The 19,464-nt window shown below is 66.2% G+C and carries 15 protein-coding genes and 1 tRNA gene; 5 read left to right on the top strand and 11 right to left on the bottom strand.

The genetic code is table 11. The features are described 5' to 3' along the window. Positions 1–162: 162 nt before the first annotated feature. From OKW35_RS33030 to OKW35_RS33020, 3 genes are all read right to left on the bottom strand, one after another. The gene (locus OKW35_RS33030; protein WP_184061467.1) at positions 163–693 is read right to left on the bottom strand and encodes an NUDIX domain-containing protein; all 531 of its coding nucleotides are present in this window, start codon (positions 691–693) and stop codon (positions 163–165) included. Between the two features lie 126 nt (positions 694–819). Beyond that, complete coding sequence (locus OKW35_RS33025; protein WP_429355872.1) at positions 820–1,851, bottom strand: threonine aldolase family protein; 1,032 nt, start codon at positions 1,849–1,851, stop codon at positions 820–822. An 87-nt stretch (positions 1,852–1,938) separates the two neighbouring features. Further along, a complete protein-coding gene (locus OKW35_RS33020; protein ID WP_429554265.1) occupies positions 1,939–3,252 on the bottom strand; it encodes a YbfB/YjiJ family MFS transporter in 1,314 nt (437 codons plus the stop codon). 101 nt (positions 3,253–3,353) lie between these two features. Between OKW35_RS33020 and OKW35_RS33015 the strand changes: the two genes are divergently transcribed. After that, entirely contained in the window at positions 3,354–4,274 is a 921-nt protein-coding gene (locus OKW35_RS33015) for a LysR family transcriptional regulator (protein ID WP_429355874.1), read from the top strand. Positions 4,275–4,434: 160 nt separating this feature from the next. Here the strand turns inward: OKW35_RS33015 and alaS are convergent, their stop codons facing one another. After that, on the bottom strand, positions 4,435–7,071 hold the full coding sequence (gene alaS, locus OKW35_RS33010) for an alanine--tRNA ligase (RefSeq protein WP_429554264.1): 2,637 nt from the start codon (positions 7,069–7,071) through the stop codon (positions 4,435–4,437). Positions 7,072–7,360: 289 nt separating this feature from the next. Here alaS and OKW35_RS33005 point away from each other — a divergent pair, with 289 nt between their 5' ends. Continuing rightward, positions 7,361–8,581 carry a CaiB/BaiF CoA transferase family protein gene (locus OKW35_RS33005; RefSeq protein ID WP_090801073.1) on the top strand — a complete coding sequence of 407 codons (1,221 nt, stop codon included), beginning with the start codon at positions 7,361–7,363 and terminating at the stop codon, positions 8,579–8,581. Between the two features lie 18 nt (positions 8,582–8,599). Here the strand turns inward: OKW35_RS33005 and OKW35_RS33000 are convergent, their stop codons facing one another. Both OKW35_RS33000 and ggt read right to left on the bottom strand, forming a co-directional pair. Then, on the bottom strand, positions 8,600–9,160 hold the full coding sequence (locus OKW35_RS33000; protein ID WP_184061461.1) for an RBBP9/YdeN family alpha/beta hydrolase: 561 nt from the start codon (positions 9,158–9,160) through the stop codon (positions 8,600–8,602). A 55-nt stretch (positions 9,161–9,215) separates the two neighbouring features. Then, the gene (gene ggt / locus OKW35_RS32995) at positions 9,216–11,012 is read right to left on the bottom strand and encodes a gamma-glutamyltransferase (protein ID WP_429554263.1); all 1,797 of its coding nucleotides are present in this window, start codon (positions 11,010–11,012) and stop codon (positions 9,216–9,218) included. A gap of 350 nt (positions 11,013–11,362) precedes the next feature. Here ggt and OKW35_RS32990 point away from each other — a divergent pair, with 350 nt between their 5' ends. After that, a complete protein-coding gene (locus OKW35_RS32990; RefSeq protein ID WP_184061459.1) occupies positions 11,363–13,072 on the top strand; it encodes a glutamine--tRNA ligase/YqeY domain fusion protein in 1,710 nt (569 codons plus the stop codon). 105 nt (positions 13,073–13,177) lie between these two features. Further along, entirely contained in the window at positions 13,178–14,167 is a 990-nt protein-coding gene (locus OKW35_RS32985; protein WP_429554262.1) for a transporter substrate-binding domain-containing protein, read from the top strand. 16 nt (positions 14,168–14,183) lie between these two features. Here the strand turns inward: OKW35_RS32985 and OKW35_RS32980 are convergent, their stop codons facing one another. The 5 genes from OKW35_RS32980 to OKW35_RS32960 all read right to left on the bottom strand — a co-directional run bounded on the left by OKW35_RS32980 (position 14,184) and on the right by OKW35_RS32960 (position 17,959). After that, positions 14,184–14,633, bottom strand: coding sequence for an NUDIX hydrolase (locus tag OKW35_RS32980; protein WP_184061458.1), 450 nt, complete (start codon positions 14,631–14,633; stop codon positions 14,184–14,186). A gap of 46 nt (positions 14,634–14,679) precedes the next feature. Then, complete coding sequence (locus tag OKW35_RS32975; protein WP_090801080.1) at positions 14,680–15,063, bottom strand: RT0821/Lpp0805 family surface protein; 384 nt, start codon at positions 15,061–15,063, stop codon at positions 14,680–14,682. 114 nt (positions 15,064–15,177) lie between these two features. Continuing rightward, the gene (locus OKW35_RS32970; RefSeq protein WP_429554261.1) at positions 15,178–16,743 is read right to left on the bottom strand and encodes a methyl-accepting chemotaxis protein; all 1,566 of its coding nucleotides are present in this window, start codon (positions 16,741–16,743) and stop codon (positions 15,178–15,180) included. 189 nt (positions 16,744–16,932) lie between these two features. Next, positions 16,933–17,009, bottom strand: a tRNA-Arg gene (locus tag OKW35_RS32965). Positions 17,010–17,128: 119 nt separating this feature from the next. Further along, the gene (locus tag OKW35_RS32960; RefSeq protein ID WP_187610856.1) at positions 17,129–17,959 is read right to left on the bottom strand and encodes an undecaprenyl-diphosphate phosphatase; all 831 of its coding nucleotides are present in this window, start codon (positions 17,957–17,959) and stop codon (positions 17,129–17,131) included. Positions 17,960–18,547: 588 nt separating this feature from the next. Here OKW35_RS32960 and OKW35_RS32955 point away from each other — a divergent pair. Further along, entirely contained in the window at positions 18,548–19,456 is a 909-nt protein-coding gene (locus OKW35_RS32955; protein WP_429554260.1) for an aldose epimerase, read from the top strand. Positions 19,457–19,464 lie beyond the last annotated feature (8 nt).

The raw sequence follows: 19,464 nt of genomic DNA, 5'->3' as shown, positions 1-19,464 counted from the left end.
GCTCATTGACCGCCGGTTGACGTGGATGATCGGTTCGGTGATGCGTCGATGGATGTGCCGAATCGTGTGGTGTCGCGTGCGTTGTGGGCTGTCTCCATGTTGGCTGTGATTTCTGCGTCGTCTGTGTGCTGGCGAATGTTGCGGCTCGATGGGCCGAACGCCTCACTGCCCCGGCCGCTCGACGAATTCGAACGGCAACCCGCGTCGCCGCATCCATTCGCCGAGCGCCTGGCCGGTGCCCGCGCGCCACGGCCGCAGCTTCGCGGGTTCGACGAGCCGGTATTCGAGCAGTTCGGGCGACAGCGCGATCGTCCCATACGCCTTCACGTGATACGCGATGATCAGCTCGTTCTTGCGAATGAATTCGTACACGCCGATCAGCTCGACCGACCCGGCGTGCAGCGAGGTCTCCTCCATCACTTCGCGCGCGATGCCCTGCTCCGGCGTCTCGCCGTTTTCGAGGAAGCCGGTGATCAGCGCGAACATGCCCTCGGGCCACGCGGCATTGCGCGCAAGCAGTATCTTGCCCTCGTACTCGACGATCGCCGCGACGACCGGCAGCGGGTTATTCCAATGGACGTAGCCGCACTCGGTATCGGGACAGCTCTGACGGACGCGGCCGCCCTCGTGGTCGGGGTCGGCGCGTTCGGTCAGGGGTTTCGCGCAGCGGGGACAGAATCGGTACTCGGTCATGGCGGGGGACGTCTCTTTGTTTCGTGTTTTCTGGCGGGTCGTAGTTGGGTGGCTTTGCGCGTGTGCCGAGTGGTGCATCGAGGCGCCGGTGGTAACTCGGGTTCCAGCAACCTCACGCGTCTTCCATCACGCGACGCACAGCTCACGCACGTCGGCGGCGAAACGCTCGACCGTGTCGGGCTGCGTGTCCCACGCGCACATCAGCCGGCAACCGCCCGCGCCGATGAACTCGTAGAACTTCCAGCCGCGCGCGCGCATCGCCTTCGCGGCATGCGGCGGCAACTGTGCGAACACCGCGTTCGATTCGCTCGCAAACATGATGCTCACGCCGGGGATTTCCTGCAACCGCGTCTCCAGCAGACGCGCCATCGCGTTCGCGTGACGCGCATTGCGCAGCCATACGTCGTTGTCGAGCAGGCCGAGCCACGGCGCGGAGATGAAGCGCATCTTCGATGCGAGCTGTCCCGCCTGCTTCAACCGATAGGCGAAATCGTCGGCGAGCGCGCGGTCGAAGAACACCACCGCCTCGCCGACCGGCAAGCCGTTCTTGGTGCCGCCGAAACACAGCACATCGACGCCCGCGCGCCATGTGATTTCCGACGGATGCACGTCGAGCGCGGCGACCGCGTTCGCGAAGCGCGCGCCGTCCATGTGCACCTTCAGATGACGACGCTTCGCGATCGCCGCGATGGCGCGCACTTCCTCGACGCTGTAGACGGTGCCGACCTCGGTCGACTGCGTCAGCGTGACGACCTTGGGCTTCGGATAGTGGATATCGGCGCGCCGCGTGACGATGGACTCGATCGCATCGGGCGTGAGCTTGCCGGCGATGCCCGGCGCCGTGAGCAGTTTCGAGCCGCCCGAAAAGAACTCGGGACCGCCGCACTCGTCGGTCTCGATGTGCGCGAGTTCGTGGCAAATCACCGAGTGATACGACTGGCACAGCGACGCGAGCGCGAGCGAATTGGCCGCCGTGCCGTTGAACACGAAGAACACTTCGCAATCGGTCTGAAACAGGTCGCGCAGACGGTCGCAGACCTGGTTGGTCCAGGAGTCGTCGCCGTAGGACGGCTCGTGGCCGCTGTTGTTGGCTGCGATCAGCGCGTCGAGCGCTTCGGGACAGATGCCGGCGTAGTTGTCGGACGCGAAATGTTGCATGGTCGAGCGACGCGCCCGGCGACAGGCGCGAGGGAATGACGGAAAGCGGTCATTTTAGTGCGCTCGTGCGAGATTTGTTTTCGCGTCTTAGCTGCAACCGCAATCCGGCATGCGGCCACGGCGCGGGCCGCGCGGCACGCGCGTCACTGCGATCAGGCCCGCCGCCCCCGCCAGCAGCGCGCCCGCGGCGAGCCACAGCGCCAGCGAAAACGACCCCATGTGCGCGGCAATCGGCGCGGCCACCAACGGACCCGCGATCTGACCGATGCCATAGGCCGCCGTCGCATAACCCATCAGCCCGGCCGCGTCGTCGCCGCGCAGACGCCGCGCCTCGCGCATCGCGAATAGCGTGATCGCGGTGAACGGCAGGCCGATCAGGATGCTGCCGAGCGAGAACCCGCCCGCCGTCGGCCACACGATGCCCAGCGCGATGCCGAGCGCCTGCAGCACATACGAGCCCGCGAGCAGCGCGCGGTTGTCCCAATGCACGGGCAAACGCGCGGCGAGCAACGCGCCGACGATCAGCGCCGCACCGAACATCGGCCAGAACAGGTCCGGCCACGCCGAGCCCGGCAACGCGTGGCGCGCGATGACCGGCAAAAAGGTCGCGGTGATGATGTAGCCGAAGCCCGGGATACCGTAGAGCAGGACCAGCCAGAACGCGTCGGCGCGGTGGACGGCATGGCTCGTCTGAATGCCGGCCGTACGAGGCGGCTGGTTTGCGCCGGCGCGCGATCCGGTGGCGGGCTTTGCGGTTGCGGAGCTTACAGCGGCAGGCTTCGCTGTTCCCGCACGCCGCGCTTCGCCAAACACCGGCCACACCAGCACCGACAGCACCGCGCCGATCACCGCAAAGCCGATCCATCCGACCACCGCGCCATAGCCGCCCGCGACGCTGACCAGCAAGCCGGTGCCGACGATGCCCAAGCCCGGCCCCGTATAGATGACGCCGCTCCACGCCTGCGCGCCGAGTTCGGCGAGCCGCCGCAAGCCCCACTGCGACGCGAACACGAAGGTCCATGCGCTGACCGCGCCGGCGACGAAGCGCACCAGCGCCCACACCCAGAACTGCCCGGTGACGCCCATCGCGAGCGTCAGCAGCACGGTCGCGGCGAGTCCGACGCGCACCATCCGCGCGGGCTCGACCCGCAGCGCCGCGCAGGTCATCGCGCCGGCGAAATAGCCGGCGTAATTGAACGACGCGAGCCAGCCGCCATGCTGGATATCGATCTGCGGCTGGCCGAGCGCGGCGCCGTGCAGCATCAGCGGCAGCAGCGGCGTGAATGCGAAGCGCCCGATACCGAGCGCGACGGCCAGCGTGACCATGCAGGCGAGCGCCGCGCGCCGGGCGGCGTGCGGGTCGTGGAAGCGCGGGTGCGCGTGGGAAGCGAGATCGTTCATGATCGGACGGTCAATCGGCGATGGTGTGAATTCATACTAGCTTGACCTTTGAATCACGAAAAATGAATAATTAGAATGTTATTCATCGCCAGGAGAGAATCATGGATCTGGCCGCTCTGACCATCTTTCGCGCGGTCGTGCGCGAAAACGGCGTGACGCGCGCCGCGGCGAAGCTCAATCGCGTGCAATCGAACGTGACCACGCGCATCAAGCAGCTCGAGGAGCAGCTCGGCACCGAGCTGTTCATCCGCGACGGCCGCCGCCTCGTGCTGACGCCGGCCGGCGAGACGCTGCTGCCCTACGCGGAACGGCTGCTCGCGCTCGCCGACGAGGCGCGGCACGCGGTGCGCGAGGATCGTCCGAGCGGGCGTCTGCGTCTCGGCACGATGGAAAGCGTCGCGGCGACGCGTCTGCCGGGCCTGCTCGCGCAATATCACCAGCAATGGCCGGCCGTCGAACTGGAATTGGAGACCGGCACGACCGGCAGGCTGATCGAGCGGGTGCGCGAGTTCGAGGTCGATGCGGCGCTGGTCGCGACGCCGCTAGATCCGGCCACGCTCGGCGATCTGTTCGAGACCGTGCCGATCTTCCGCGAGGAACTCGTGATGCTGACGCCGCGCGGTCATCGGCCGATCCGCGAAGTGCGCGATATCGCGCTATCGACGCTGATCGCGTTCGAGCGGGGCTGCGCGTATCGCGCGTATATCGAGAAGTGGTATCTGGAGCACGGCACGCGGCCGCAACGGGTGCTGGAGCTCGGCTCGTATCACGCGATCGTCGCGTGCGTGGCGGCCGGCGCGGGCGTCGCGGTCGCACCGCGCTCGGTGCTCGATCTGCAGACCGACACGAGCAATATCGCGGTGCACGAATTGCCCGATATCGGCAAGATCGACACGCTGCTGGTGTGGCGACGCGGGCATTTTTCGTCGGCGCTCAATGCGCTGCGACGCACGCTGGTGGCGTCGCAGGAAGGGACGGCCGAGGTGGATGCGGTGGCGTCCGCGGATGCGAACGTGGTCTGATCGTTGAATCCGCCCCGCCGACCAGGTTCGACGCAACCCGGTCGGCTTCAGCAAAAGCGAAGGGGCCACGCAACGCACCAATCCTGCTGGCGCACCGCGTGGCCCCTTCGTCGAACCCGGCTCGACTTCGCGTCGAGCCGGACTCAACCGACCATCAGAATCAAAGCTGCCCTTCGACCCAGCTCTTGACGCCCGCGAGCGCCGCCGGCAGGTTGGCCGGCTCGGTACCGCCGGCCTGCGCCATGTCCGGACGGCCGCCGCCCTTGCCGCCCACCTGCTGGGCCACGAAGTTGACCAGTTCGCCCGCCTTGACCTTCTTGCTGGCGTCGGCGGTCACACCCGCGATCAGGCTGACCTTGCCGCCTTCCACCGAAGCGAGCACGATCGCCGCGCTCTTCAGCTTGTCCTTGAGCTTGTCGACCGTTTCGCGCAGCGTCTTCACGTCCGCGCCTTCGAGCGTCGCCGCGAGCACATGCACGCCGCCGACTTCGATCGCCTGGCCCGCGAGTTCGTCGCCCTGGCTCGACGCCATCTTCGACTTCAGCGCGCCCAGTTCCTTCTCGAGCGCCTTCACCTGGTCTTGCACCTGGCCGATGCGCTGCGTGAGTTCCGCCGGTTGTGCCTTCAGCGCGGCCGCGGCCGCGTTGACGCGCGCTTCGAGCTCCTGCACGTAGCGCACCGCGTTGTCGCCGGTGATCGCCTCGACGCGACGGATACCGGCCGCGACGCCGCCTTCCATCACGATCTTGAAGAAACCGATGTCGCCCGAGCGATTCACGTGCGTACCGCCGCACAGCTCACGCGAGAAGCCGAGGTCGAGCACGCGCACTTCGTCGCCGTACTTTTCGCCGAACAGCGCCATTGCGCCGCCCTTCACCGCCTCGTCGTACGACATCACACGCACGATGCCGGGCGCGTTCGCCAGCACTTCGGCGTTGACGATTTCCTCGACGCGGCGGATCTGCTCGTCCGTCATCGGCGCGTTGTGGGCGAAGTCGAAGCGGGTCTTGTCGGCGTCGACGAGCGAGCCCTTCTGCTGCACGTGCGAACCGAGCACTTCGCGCAACGCCTTGTGCATCAGGTGCGTGGCCGAGTGGTTGCGCGCCGTGCGGGCGCGGCGCACCGCGTCGATTTCGGCCTTGACGATGTCGCCGAGCTTCAGCGTGCCCTGCTCGAGCGTGCCGTGGTGGCCGACCACGTCGGCCTGAACCTTCAGCGTATCGACGACCGCAAAGCGCGTGCTGGCGTTGGCGAGCACGCCCTGGTCGCCGACCTGGCCGCCCGACTCCGCGTAGAACGGCGTGTGATCGAGCACGACGACCGCCTGCTGGCCGGCCTGCGCCTGCTGCACCGACGCGCCATCGACGTACAGCGCGACGACCTTCGCGTCGTCGAAGACGATCTCTTCGTAGCCGTGGAAGGTGGTCTTCGCGCCCGAGTATTCGAGGCCCTGCGCCATCTTGAACTTGCCCGCCGCGCGAGCCTGCTCGCGCTGACGCGCCATCGCGTCGTCGAACGCGGATTCGTCGACCGTCACTTCGCGCTCGCGGCAGACGTCCGCGGTCAGGTCGAGCGGGAAGCCGTAGGTGTCGTGCAGCTTGAACGCGAGTTCGCCGTCGAGCGTCTTGCCGCTGGTTTTGCCGCCTGCGGCGTCGAGATCGGCCAAAGCGGATTCGAGAATCGACATGCCGTGTTCGATCGTCTCGAAGAAGCGCTCTTCTTCCTGACGCAGCACGTCGGTCACGCGCTGCTCGGCCTGCTTCAGTTCAGGGTAAGCGTCGCCCATCTGCGCGACCAGGTCGGCGACGAGGCGATGGAAGAACGAACCCTTCTTGCCGAGCTTGTAGCCGTGGCGGATCGCGCGGCGCACGATACGGCGCAGCACGTAGCCGCGGCCTTCGTTGCCCGGAATCACGCCGTCGACGATCAGGAACGAGCACGCGCGGATGTGATCGGCGATCACCTTCAGCGAGTTGTTGCCCAGATCGGTCACGCCGGTTTCGCGGCCAGCGGCTTGAATAAGCGCCTGGAACAGGTCGATCTCGTAGTTGCTGTGCACGTGCTGCAGCACCGCGGCGATGCGCTCGAGGCCCATGCCGGTGTCCACGCATTGCTTCGGCAGCGGCGTCATGTTGCCCTGCGCGTCGCGGTTGAACTGCATGAACACGAGGTTCCAGATTTCGATGTAGCGGTCGCCGTCTTCCTCGGGCGATCCCGGCGGCCCGCCCCACACGTCCGGGCCGTGGTCGTAGAAGATTTCCGAGCACGGGCCGCACGGGCCGGTGTCGGCCATCTGCCAGAAGTTGTCCGATGCGTAGCGCGCGCCCTTGTTGTCGCCGATGCGGACGATGCGCTCGACCGGCACGCCCACTTCCTTCGCCCAGATGTCGTGCGCTTCGTCGTCTTCCTGGTAGACGGTGACCCAGAGCTTGTCTTTGGGCAGCTGGTAGACGCCGGTCAGCAGTTCCCACGCGTAGTGGATCGCGTCGCGCTTGAAGTAGTCGCCGAACGAGAAGTTGCCGAGCATCTCGAAGAACGTGTGGTGACGCGCGGTGTAGCCGACGTTCTCGAGGTCGTTGTGCTTGCCGCCGGCGCGCACGCTGCGCTGCGCGGTCGTGGCCCGCGAATACGGACGCGATTCCGCGCCGAGGAACACATCTTTGAACTGCACCATCCCCGAATTGGTGAAGAGCAGTGTCGGGTCGTTGCCGGGCACGAGGCTCGACGAACGGACGATCGTATGGCCCTTCGATTCGAAGAACTTGAGGAATTTCTCGCGGATTTCAGCGGCTTTCATAGCGGGCGGGGGACGGTCCTGACGGTTCCTGACGGAGACTGGCGGTCGGTGGGATGCGCCAACTGTCGGTTTCTTTAAACGACTGATTATACGGGATCGGCAAGCGCGCGCGGCACTGCGCGCCGCCTGGTTGGCGCTCGCGTGTCCGCTCGTCCGATCCGCGCCATGACGTTCGGCTGACTGCGCCCGCGAGCGCGAATCGCTTAAGATGACTTCCACGAAACTTCGCGCGAAATAACGCATGGCAGCTCGCCGCGCGGCCTGCAACCATCAGGAGACATTCAGGAACATGGGCGCTCTCAGTCACATCCGCGTGCTGGATCTCACCCGGGTGCTCGCCGGTCCGTGGTGCGCGCAGACGCTCGCCGATTTCGGCGCCGACGTCATCAAGATCGAACGCCCCGAGGTCGGCGACGACACGCGCCACTGGGGGCCTCCCTATCTGAAAACGCCGGACGGCGCGGACACGCGCGAGGCCGCCTACTATCTCGCGGCGAACCGCAACAAGCGCTCGGTCACGCTCGACATCGCGTCGCCCGAGGGTCAGCGGATCGTGCGCGAACTGGCCGCGCAAAGCGACGTCGTGCTCGAGAACTACAAGGTCGGCCAGTTGAAGAAGTACGGCCTCGACTATGACTCGCTCAAAGAGGTCAAGCCCGACCTGATCTACTGCTCGGTCACGGGCTTCGGGCAGACCGGCCCGTATGCGCAGCGCGCCGGTTACGACTTCATCGTGCAGGGGATCGGCGGCTTCATGAGCATCACCGGCGAGCGTGACGCTCAGCCGGGCGGCGGCCCGCAGAAGGCCGGCGTCGCGATCGCCGACCTGATGACCGGCATGTACTCGACGATCGCGGTGCTGACCGCGCTCACGCACCGCGACCGCACGGGCGTTGGCCAATACATCGACATGGCGCTGCTCGACGTGCAGGTCGCGATGCTCGCCAACATGAACTCGAACTATCTCGCGAGCGGCCAGCCGCCGGCGCGCTGGGGCAATGCGCATCCGAACATCGTGCCCTACCAGACCTTCCAGACCAGCGACGGCTGGATCATCGTCGCGGTCGGCAACGACGGACAGTTCCGCAAGTTCGTCGAAGTGGGCGGCCGCCCGGAACTCGCCGACGACGAGCGTTTCGCAACCAACCCCGCGCGCGTGCGCAACCGCGAACTGCTCGTGCCGATGCTCGCGGACATGGTCCGCCTGCAGGGCAAGCAGCAATGGATCGCGGCGCTCGAAGCGGCCGGCGTGCCGTGCGGGCCGATCAACAACCTCGACGAAGTGTTCGACAACGAGCAGGTGGTCGCGCGCGGTCTGCAGGTCGATCTGCCGCATCCGTCGGGCGGCACGGTCAAGCTGGTGCGCAACCCGATCACCATGACCGGCACGCCGCCGCAGGCGCTGAGCCATCCGCCGCTGCTCGGCGAGCATACCGAGCGGGTGCTGAGCGACGTGCTCGGATACGACGCGCAGACGATTGCCGAGTTGAAGCGCAAAGCGGTGATCTGATCGAGAAGGCGGCGAGACTCAGCGCATCGCCGTTAGCGAAGCCAGCCAGCCGCGCCCCTCGTCCCAATCGTCGAGACCGCTGTCGGCGTTGATGTGGCCGCGCGCGCCGATCCCGATCCAGCGGCTGCCCCACGCGTTCGCGCAGGTTTGTGAAAACGGCACGCCGCCATAAGGATCGTCGCTGCTCGCCACCACGATCGTCGCAAACGGCAGGCGGGTGAGCGGCACCGGCGCAAAGCCGCCCGCGTCCCTCGGGAAGTGCGCTTCGTCCGGATCGGGCACGGCGACCAGCAGCGCGCCGGCCACCTTCGCGAGCTGCGCCGCGCTTGCGTACTGCGAGGCCCAGAACGCCGTGGTCAGACAGCCGAGGCTGTGAGCGGCGAACACGACCGGCGCGTCCACGGCGTCAAGCGCGGCGGCCAGCGTGCGGCACCAGGCGTCGCGCGAAGGGTGGTCCCAGTCCGGCATCTGCACGCGGACGACCGCGGGATCGAGCGCTTCCCAGCGCGTTTGCCAGTGGCCTGGGCCGGAGTCCAGATAGCCCGGCAGTACGAGTGTGGTTGGTTGGTGTTCGCTCATCGTGCTTCCCCGTGTTCGGCTTATCGCCCGCTCGCGGGATAGCGCGGCGGGCCGTCTACCGTATCACGCGTGCCACGCCGCCACCACGGGGATCGCTCGCGGGCTCGGGTGTCGTGCCGTCCACGCGGATCATCTGCACGTCGCCGTTGAACGACTGCTGCTCGACCGTAAAGCCGAGCGCCTTCAATTGCGTGGCGAGCTCATCCGGGGCGGGACGGTACGGCTCGAAGTAGATCGTCTTTGGCGGCAGCAGCTGATGATGGAAACGCATCGCGGCGAGCGCGTCCGTCGGTGACATGTTGAAGTCGTACAGATTCGTCATCACCTGGAAGATCGTCGTCAGGATGCGAGAGCCGCCGGGCGTGCCGATCGCTAGCGCGATCTTGCCGTCCTTCAGCAGCAGCGTGGGCGTCATCGACGAAATCGGGCGGCGGCCCGGCGCGATCGCATCCGGCTCGGCATCGGCGGCGCCGGGTGTCGACGCCGCGCGCGTCGCGCCAGCGACGGCTGGCTTGATCACGAAATCGTCCATTGCATCGTTCAGCAGGAACCCGCCGCCGTCCACCACGACGCCCGAGCCGAAATCGCCGTTCAGCGTGTAGGTGTTCGACACCGCGTTGCCCCATTTGTCGACCACCGAGAAATGCGTGGTTTGCGCCTTCTCCGTCGCCGCGCCGCCGTCGACACCGGGTTTCACCGTCGCGCCGGCCGGCGCTTCGTCGGCTTTGACTTCGGCCGCGCGCTGCGCGAGGTAGGCGTCGTCGATCAGCTTCGCGACCGGCACCGGCGATGCGTCCGGGTCGCCGATATGGCGCTGCCGGTCCGCGAACACGCGATCCTCGATCTGCGCGATCAGATGGATGTACGGCGCTGAATTCAACGCAAGGCCGTCGAACGCCGGCTGCAGATCGGCCCGCATCTTCAGCATCTGGATCAGCCCGAGGCCGCCCGAGCTCGGCGGCGGCGCGGTGATCACGCGGTAGCCGTGCCAGTCGGCCGCGAGCGGCTCGCGCCACAGAGCCTTGTACTGGCTCAGATCCTGGCTCGTGATCAGGCCGTGGCCGTACATCTGCGCGGCGATCATTTGAGCGGTGCGGCCCTCGTAAAACTCGCGGCCGCCGTCGCTCGCGATCCGCCCCAGCGTCTGCGCGAGTTCCGGTTGGCGCAGCATCGCGCCCGCCTTCAGGTTCGCGAAGTAGGCGTCGAAATTGGTTTTGCCGGCGAAGCTCTTCGCGGCCGCGTCGCGTCGCTGCTGCAGCCGCGGGTCGACCTGGAAGCCGTCGGTCGCGTAATGGATCGCGGGCGCGAGCACCTGCTTCCATTTGAGCTTGCCGAAGCGCCGCTGCGCTTCCCACATGCCATCGACCGTGCCCGGCACGGCCGCCGCGCGATGCCCGACCGTGCTGATGCCCGGCGCCACGTTGCCCTTGTCGTCGAGGTACATGTCGCGGGTCGCCTGCTGCGGCGCGCGCTCGCGATAGTCGAGAAAATACGGCTTGCCGTCGACCAGCAGCGTCATGAAACCGCCGCCGCCGAGGTTGCCCGCATCGGGCCGCGTGACGGCGAGCGTGAAGGCCATCGCGACCGCGGCATCGACCGCGTTGCCGCCTGCGGCGAAGATCTGCTGCGCGGTGTCAGCGCTGTAGCTATCCGGCGCGGCGACGGCCGACGCATCGAGCGCCGGCTTCGGCGCCGGTGTTTTCGCGGCGGCGGACAGCGGCGCGGCCACGTTCACGGCAAGCGCGGCAAACCAGGCCGAAGCGAGCACACGACGGTTACGGCAAGAAAATCGGGCGCTAGCCAAAGCGCGGGCAAAGGGCGCGCGAAACGCGCCGTGCGTCGGGACAGACATCCGATAAAACTCCGGCAACGAGGCGAGCATGGCGCACGAGCAGCGGAGCCTCGTGCAGGAAGATGAAGGACAGCGTGGACGGCTCGGGCAAGCCCGCCCCGCGCGAAGGCCCAGCACAGGCGCGCGGGCCGCGCGCAGCAGCGCATCCTAAGTCGGCGCGTCGCGCGTCGCCAACCCGTTTTACCTCCTGTTACAGCCCCGCGCGCCGGCTTCCCTGACTCCGGCAGCCGCGCCAAACCCACTGCGCCGTTGGCTGCGCGCCGCAACCACCTGCCGCGAACGGGCTCGTCGGGTAGAATTGACGGCTACACGGGCGCATTGCGCGCCCCCACGGACTCTCATCTTCTCGCATGAATACCGAACGCAACGACGCGCCCGCGACATCCAATTTCATCCGCAACATCATCGACGACGACAACCGCACCGGCAAATGGAGCCAGCGCGTCGAAACGCGCTTCCCGCCGGAGCCGAACGGCTATCTGCACATCGGTCACGCAAAGAGCATCTGCCTGAACTTCGGCGTCGCGCGCAGCTACGGCGGCGTGTGTCATCTGCGCTTCGACGACACCAATCCGGAGAAGGAAAGCGTCGAGTACGTCGAGTCGATCATCGACTCGGTGCGCTGGCTCGGCTTCGAATGGGAAAAGGACCGCACCGAGCATCTGTACTTCGCGAGCGACTACTACGACAAGCTGTACGAGTTCGCGGAGCTGCTGATCCAGCGCGGCAAGGCTTACGTGGATAGCCAGTCGGCCGAGGAAATCCGCGCGAACCGCGGCTCGGCCACCGAAGTCGGCACGCCGTCGCGCTTCCGCGAGCGTTCGGTCGCGGAAAACCTCGACCTGTTCCGCCGCATGAAGGCGGGCGAGTTCAAGGAAGGCGAGCACGTGCTGCGCGCGAAGATCGACATGTCGTCGCCGAACTTCAACATGCGCGACCCGGTCATCTACCGCATCCGTTTCGCGCATCACTACCGTACCGGCGACACCTGGTGCGTGTACCCGATGTACGACTACACGCACTGCATCTCGGACGCGCTCGAAAACATCACGCATTCGCTGTGCACGCTCGAATTCGAAGACCATCGGCCGCTGTACGACTGGATCCTGAACGAACTCGCCGAGGCCGGTGTCTTCGGGCGTCCGCTGCCGCAGCAAATCGAGTTTTCGCGCCTGAACCTGACCTATGCGATCACCAGCAAGCGCAAGCTGCTGCAACTCGTCAACGAAGGCCATGTGGAAGGCTGGGACGACCCACGCATGCCGACCATCGTCGGCCTGCGCCGACGTGGCTTCACGCCCGAGTCGATCCAGCTGTTCTGCGAGCGCATCGGCGTGACCAAGGTCGACTCGTGGATCGACATGAGCGTGTTCGAAGGCGCGCTGCGCGACGATCTCGACGAGAAGGCGCCGCGCATCGCCGCCGTGCTCGATCCGGTCAAGCTGATCATCGACAACTTCCCCGAACGCCTCACCGAGCCGTGCCACGCACCGGTGCATCCGCATCATCCGGAACAGGGCATGCGCGAGTTTCCGATTTCGCGCGAGCTGTGGATCGAGCGCGAGGACTTCGCGGAGACGCCGCCGAAGGGCTACTTCCGCCTGTTCCCGGGCAACAAGGTGCGGCTGCGCTACGGCTACGTGATCGAATGCACGCACGCGGACAAGGACGAGAACGGCAATATCGTCGCGGTGCACTGCAACTACTTCCCGGACAGCAAATCGGGCACCGAAGGCGCGAACAATTACAAGGTCAAGGGCAACATCCACTGGGTCAGCGCGGCGGCCGCGTGCCCGGCCGAAGTGCGCATCTACGACCGGCTGTTCAAGGAACCGCAACCGGACGCCGGCGGCCGCGACTTCCTCGAAGCGCTGAATCCGGACTCGAAACGCGTGGTCCAGGCCTACCTCGAAACCGGCGCGCGCCATGCGCTGCCGGAGCAGCGCTACCAGTTCGAGCGCCACGGCTACTTCGTCGCGGACCGCGTCGATTCGAAGCCGGGTAAGCCCGTATTCAACCGCATCGTCAGTCTGCGCGACAGTTGGGGCAAGCCGGCCTGAGCCCGCGCCAGCGAGGGCCCGGCGTTGCGGGCCCATCCGGGTTGCCGGATGTTTCGATCGACACTCACTGCGCGCTCGCCTGAGCGCGCCGGTCCGGGAGGTCCGATGAAGGTTGCAGACCGCCACGGGGAAGGGTCTGAAGGTAGGGTTCGCGTCGCACGGAGCGCGTGCGGCTCACGCTTCCCGCGTCTGCTGCGCGGCATGCACAGCGTGCTGCTTGCGCTGGCCGCCTGTGGCGCGCTCGCGTTCGCCGGCCCCGCCCGCGCGGATGAACTGACCGGCACGCTGAGAAAGATCCACGACGACGGCGTCGTCGTGCTCGGCGTGCGAGAGGCGTCGATCCCGTTCTCGTACTTCGACGGCAGGCGCACGGTCGGCTACTCGCAGGCGATCGCGATGCAGATCGTCGATGAAATCAGGAAAACGCTCGGCATGGCGCAGCTGCGGGTTCACGAAGTCACGGTCACGTCGTCGAACCGCATGCCGATGCTGCTGAACAACCAGATCGATCTCGAATGCGGCTCGACCACACACACGGTCGAGCGCGAAAACGTCGCCGCGTTTTCAGACAGCTTTTTCCAGTACGCGGTGCGCATGATCACGCGCAGGAACAGCGGCATCACCGATTTCCCCGATCTGGCCGGCAAGCCGGTCGTGACGACCGCGGGCACGTCCGACGAGCGCCTGCTGCGCAGCCTCAACACCGACAAGCAGCTGAACATGCGCGTCATGAGCGTGCGCGACCATCAGGACGCCTTCAACGCGATGAAGGACGGTCACGCGGTGGCGTTCGTGATGGACGAGCCGATCGTCTACGGTTTCAAGGCGACCGACCCGCATCCCGACGATTTCATCGTGACGGGCACACCGCTTGGCTACGAGGTTTATGCGTGCATGTTCCGCAAGGGCGACGAGCCGTTCCGCGCGCTCGTGAATCGCGTGATCGTGCGCTCGCAGACGTCCGGCGACGCCGAGCGTCTGTATCGGCAGTGGTTCACGCAGCCGATTCCGCCGCATGGCATCAACGTCAATTTCCCGCTGTCGGAGCAGAACCGCGCGTTGTTCGCTCATCCGAACGACCACGCGCTCGATTGAAGGCGGCGTGCGCCGTCTATAGCGACCGGTGCAACTCCGCGAGCGACAGCGTCGTCTCGAAGAGCCGCGTCAGACTACGGCTCGCATAGCGCGGCACCTCTTCGATCGACGCCCAGCGGTAATCATCCATTTCGGGGATCAGCGTGCCGTCCGAGCGGCGCGGAAACAGCGACGTGCAGGTGCACGTGCTCAGATCGAGCTCGCCGGCACCCGCGCGCGCCGCGAACAGATGCAGGTCCTTGTCGCGCCGGTAGACGAACAGGCCGAGATCCTTCAGCCGATCGGCCTCGAGCGCGATGCCGGTTTCCTCGACCATCTCGCGCAGCGCCGTCACGTGCGGCGCCTCGCCGTCCTCGCCTTGCCCTTTCGGGATGTCCCAGTGCGTCGTTTCGGTGGCGTGCGCGAGCAGCACGCGTCCGTCGGGATCGAGCAGCACGATCCCGCACGAGACGATTCGCGGGCTCATCGCGCAGCCTCACTGCATGCATCTCTCGCGCCGCGCTCACGCATGCTCAACGCTTCTGCAGCTGCCAGGCGCCACCTTCCTTGCAGAAGTTCGGACGCAGGTTCATCGATTGCCCTTTCGCATTGAGTACGACCCCGAGGGTGCGGCAGGTGCGTCCGCCGTCGGTCGAGGTGCTGTCCATCGAGATGGTCGCGTCGATCTTCACGCTATTGCCGGTGCCGTCGTTGACCCACGTGAAGCTCTCGCCGTCCTTCCTGTCATTGAGCGCGCTCATGACCGCATGCTTGATCGAGGCGTTGTCACGCTGTCTCATATAGGTGATCGGCGTGTCGCTCAGAAAGCCGAGGTTCGCCGCTTGCGCGCCGATCGCCGCACCGAGCAGGAGGCTCGCGGCACTGAGGTGGAACAGCACACGGGTTCGCGTCGACATGTAGGACTCTCCTCGAAGTGTGCACGGCGCGCACGGGCGCACAGCGGCTTTTGATCCTGACCTCAAAAGCATAGCATGCACACTTCGGCAGGCAGCGCGCCATCGACGCGGCCATCAATGCTCGGCGGCCGTCCCCTGCAGGCGGAACGTGTTGACGACGTCGCGCAGCATCTGCGCCTGCTCCTGCATCGACTGCGCGGCGGCCGCCGCCTGTTCGACCATCGCCGCGTTCTGCTGCGTGGTCTCGTCCATCTGCGCAATCGCGAGATTGACCTGCTCGATGCCGCGGCTCTGCTCGTCGGACGCGGCGGAAATCTCGCTGATGATGTCGGTCACGCGCTTCACCGCATCGACGAGCGACTCCATCGTGCCGCCCGCCTTCTCGACGAGCGTCTTGCCGCTGCCGACGCGCGCGACCGAATCCTCGATCAACGTCTTGATCTCCTTGGCCGCGTCGGCGCTGCGGCGCGCGAGGTTGCGCACCTCGCCCGCGACGACCGCGAAGCCGCGGCCCTCCTCGCCGGCGCGCGCGGCTTCGACAGCCGCGTTCAGCGCGAGGATGTTGGTCTGAAACGCGATGCTTTCGATCACGCCGATGATATCGACCACCCGCGCCGAGCTCGCCGCGATGCTCTGCATGTTCGCGACGACGTGCTGCACGGCCTCGCCGCCCTCGCCCGCGAGCTGCGACGCCGAGCGCGCCATGCGGTTGGCCTGCAGCGCGTTGTCGGCGTTCTGCTTGACGGTCGCCGTCAGCTGCTCCATGCTCGCGGCCGTTTCGCCGAGCGACGACGCCTGCTGTTCCGTTCGCGCCGACAGATCGAGATTGCCCGCGGCGATCTCTTCGGCCGCGACCGTGATCGTTTCGGTGCCGCCGCGAATGCGCCGGATCGCGTCGGCGAGGCGGCTTTGCATGCGCTGCATCGCGTACAGCATGCTTTCCTGATCGTCGCCGGCCAGTGTGACCGGGCACGACAGATCGCCGTCGGCGATCGTCTCCGCGACGCTCGCCGCATAGGCGGGCTCGCCGCCGAGACTGCGCTTCACGTTGCGGATGATCAGCACGAGCGCGACGGTGCTGAAGCTGCCGATCACGAGGATCGTCAGCAGATAGCGCAGCAGGTCGGCGCGGAACGCCGCGTCGATGTCGTTGACGTAGACACCCGAAATCAGATACCAGTCCCACGCGGCAAAGCGCTTGACGAAGCTGATCTTCGGCACGCGCTCGTTGTTGCCGGCGAGGCGGCCCATGTAATCGACGAAGCCCTGCCCGTGCGCCTGCGCGACCTTGACCATTTCGACGAACAGCAGCTTGCCGTCGCTGTCCGCGTAGTGCGACACGTCCTTGTTGCGCAGATCGGCGAGCACCGGATGCATGATCACGACCGGCGTGGCAGTCGACACGATCATGTAGCCGCTGCCGGGGTAGCGCATCGCGGAGAGCCGCGCCAGCGCCTGCTGCCGCGCCTGTTCGGGCGTCAGCTCGTGCTGGTCGGCGCGCTGCGCGTAGTCGGCGACGATGCCGTACGCGCTTTCCACGACGTTCTGCACCGCCGACTTGCGCTCGGCCAGCATCGTCGCGCGCGACTGCCATGCGGCCCAGCCGCCGAGGCCGAGCAGGCCGAGCCACGTAATCAGCAGCGCGAGCCAGAGTTTGGTGTTGAGGCTAAGTCGGTTCACGCTGATTCCTCCATCGCGGTGCGTCACACGGTTCTGTTGAATTAACGGCGCCGCGCGCGATTTCCTGAGTCGGGAAACACCCGAAGCGAGCCGTACGAACACGCGACAGCCTGACAGCCACCGGACCCGCAACACGGCACAAAAACAAAAAGGGTTACAGGCGCGAAACCTGTAACCCTTCGATGATTCTGGTACGGCAGGAGGGGCTCGAACCCCCGACCCTCGGCTTAGAAGGCCGATGCTCTATCCAGCTGAGCTACTGCCGTATGGATCGATATCTGCATGAAACCGGCACTCGCGGCGAGCCGCCCGATTTCCGACAAACTAAAATTCTAACTGACCTGCAGCCAAACGGGCCCGGATTATAACCGATCGCCCGGCGCGCTCAGACCGGCTGCGGATGCAGCATGAACCAGCCGAGGAACAGGATCCCCGCGATCGCGCAGTACGCGCCGAACGACGCGAGACGTCCGCGGCCTTCGAAATAGCGCATCAGGAAACGCACGCTCAGGTACGCTGCGATCGCGGTCAGCACGCCGCCGAGCACCGCGTCGGCAAGCTGGCTCGGCGCGTGAAGCAGCTTCGGCAGTTCGAGTACGCCAGCCGCGAAAATGATCGGCGTGCCGAGCAAGAACGAAAACTCGGCGGCTTTCTCGGTGGTGAGGCCGGCCGCATTGCCGGCGATCATCGTCAGGCCACTGCGCGAGAAGCCCGGAATCAGCGCGCCGATCTGCGCGAGGCCGACGAAGAACGCCTGGCGCAACGTCAGCTTTTCCGGCGGTTGATGCGCGCGCGCGCGTTGCAGACGATCGCCGAACCACAGCAGCACGCCATTCACGATCAACGCAATCGCGACGATCCGCAGATCATGAAAAAGCGCCTCGAGGCGCTTTTCCAGCACGAGACCGACGAGGCCCGCCGGAATCGTACCGATGATCAGCGCCCACATCATGTGACCGTCGTCGTTGCGGCGGCCGCCGAGCGACGCGAAGAAACCGCGCACCAGCGCGTACCAGCGCGCGCGGAAGTACCACAGCAGCGCGAACGCGGTGCCGAGATGCAGGGCGACGAGGAACGGCAGCAGTTGCGGCGCATGCTTGTCGATATGCATGTCGAACAGGGCTGGCACGAGCAGCGTGTGGCCAAGGCTGCTCACCGGAAACAGTTCGGTAACGCCTTGCAGCACGCTCAGAAAAATGAGAAACGACAGGTTCACGCGGCGGTCCTTGTAAGCAAAGTGTCGAGAACTGCGCGCCGCACAAAAGGGGGAGCCGGCGCGTCAAAGGCGCACCGATTATGCCTGGCTACACACCCAGCGCCAAGCGGTTAGGCTCACATTCGGAGAGATATTGACGCGCCGCGTCACAACTCGACACCGTTGTTACGCGAGAGCAAGAAAGCGGGCGGCGGATTCGTCGCGCGCGTGCTGCGAAAGCAGGGAATGAAAACCAGCGGATCAGCGCTCGAGAGAGTGGAAGAAGTAGTACGTGCTGGCGGTGAATATACCGAATAAGGCCACCGCCATTGCCGTTGCGAGATCCATGATGCCTCCTGAGCCGATTCGCCCGGGAGTCGGATGGACCGGACGCTCCGACGGATTATCAATAGGATTCGCCCTTTTCCGACACCCGCAATTTCCCGGGAAGGGTTTCCCCGTAGCGCAAAGCAGCGCAAAATCGCGGTTTCGCCGCGCGAGACGCAGTCGCCGCGAATGGCGCAAAACGCCGCTTCCATGCAGATGCAACGGCCGACCCACGCGGCCGCTTTGCGCGACCCTCAACCTCTATCTGGCTAGCTATTGACCATGCCCCTCTCCCCGGAACAGGACATTCTCGAGATCGCCCAGGACGCCTCGGTGCTCCGTTTTTCGCCGCAAGCCGGCGGCCGTCTGCTGTCGTGGACGATCGACGGCGAAGAGGTGATTCACTGGCCCGAGCACGCTGACTGGAGCGTGCCCGCGCGGATTCGCGGCGGCAATCCGCTGCTGTTTCCATTTCTCGGCCGTCATCGCGTCGACGGCAAGATCGGCTATTGGCGTGACGCGCGGGGCACCGTGCGCGAGCTGCCGATGCACGGCTTCGCGCGCGACCTGCCGTTCGAGCCTCACGCCGACGTGCATGGCGCCGGCCTGCGGATGGTTCTGACCGACAGTGAAGCGACCCGCGGCTCCTATCCGTTCGGCTTCCGCTTCGAGGCCGCCTACGAGCTCATCGATCCGCACACGCTCGACGTGACGCTGACCACCACCAATACCGGCGACGCGCGCCTGCCCTACTACGCCGGCCATCACTTCTACTTCACGCTGCCGCACACGCAGCGCGCGCAAACGACGCTCGAACTGCCGCGCACCGAGCGGTGCCGTCAGCTCGAGGACGGCTCGATCAGCCCCGCCGAGCCGGGCGAAGCGAGCTACACGCTCGACGAAGACCGGATCTACGACCGCTTCCATTGCCTGACCGGCACGCCCGATCGACCGGTGAGGGTCGATGCGCCGGGCATCGATCGCGTGATCACGATCGATCTGCAGCGGCCCGGCTCGGTGCCCTGGTACGCGGTGACGACGTGGACTGAAACGCCGCAGTCGGACTTTTACTGCGTGGAGCCGTGGCTCGGGTTGCCCGATGCGATCCACAACGGCCGAGGTTTGCGCTGGCTCGAGCCGGGACAAACCGAAACGGCGGCACTGCGCATTACCGTCGAGAAGACCAGCTGATACGCCGG

Source organism: Paraburkholderia sp. MM5477-R1 (assembly GCF_050436385.1).
GTDB lineage: Bacteria > Pseudomonadota > Gammaproteobacteria > Burkholderiales > Burkholderiaceae > Paraburkholderia > Paraburkholderia tuberum.
Note: the sequence above shows the minus strand (reverse complement) of the source record. Positions and strands in the feature narration are given on the sequence as shown.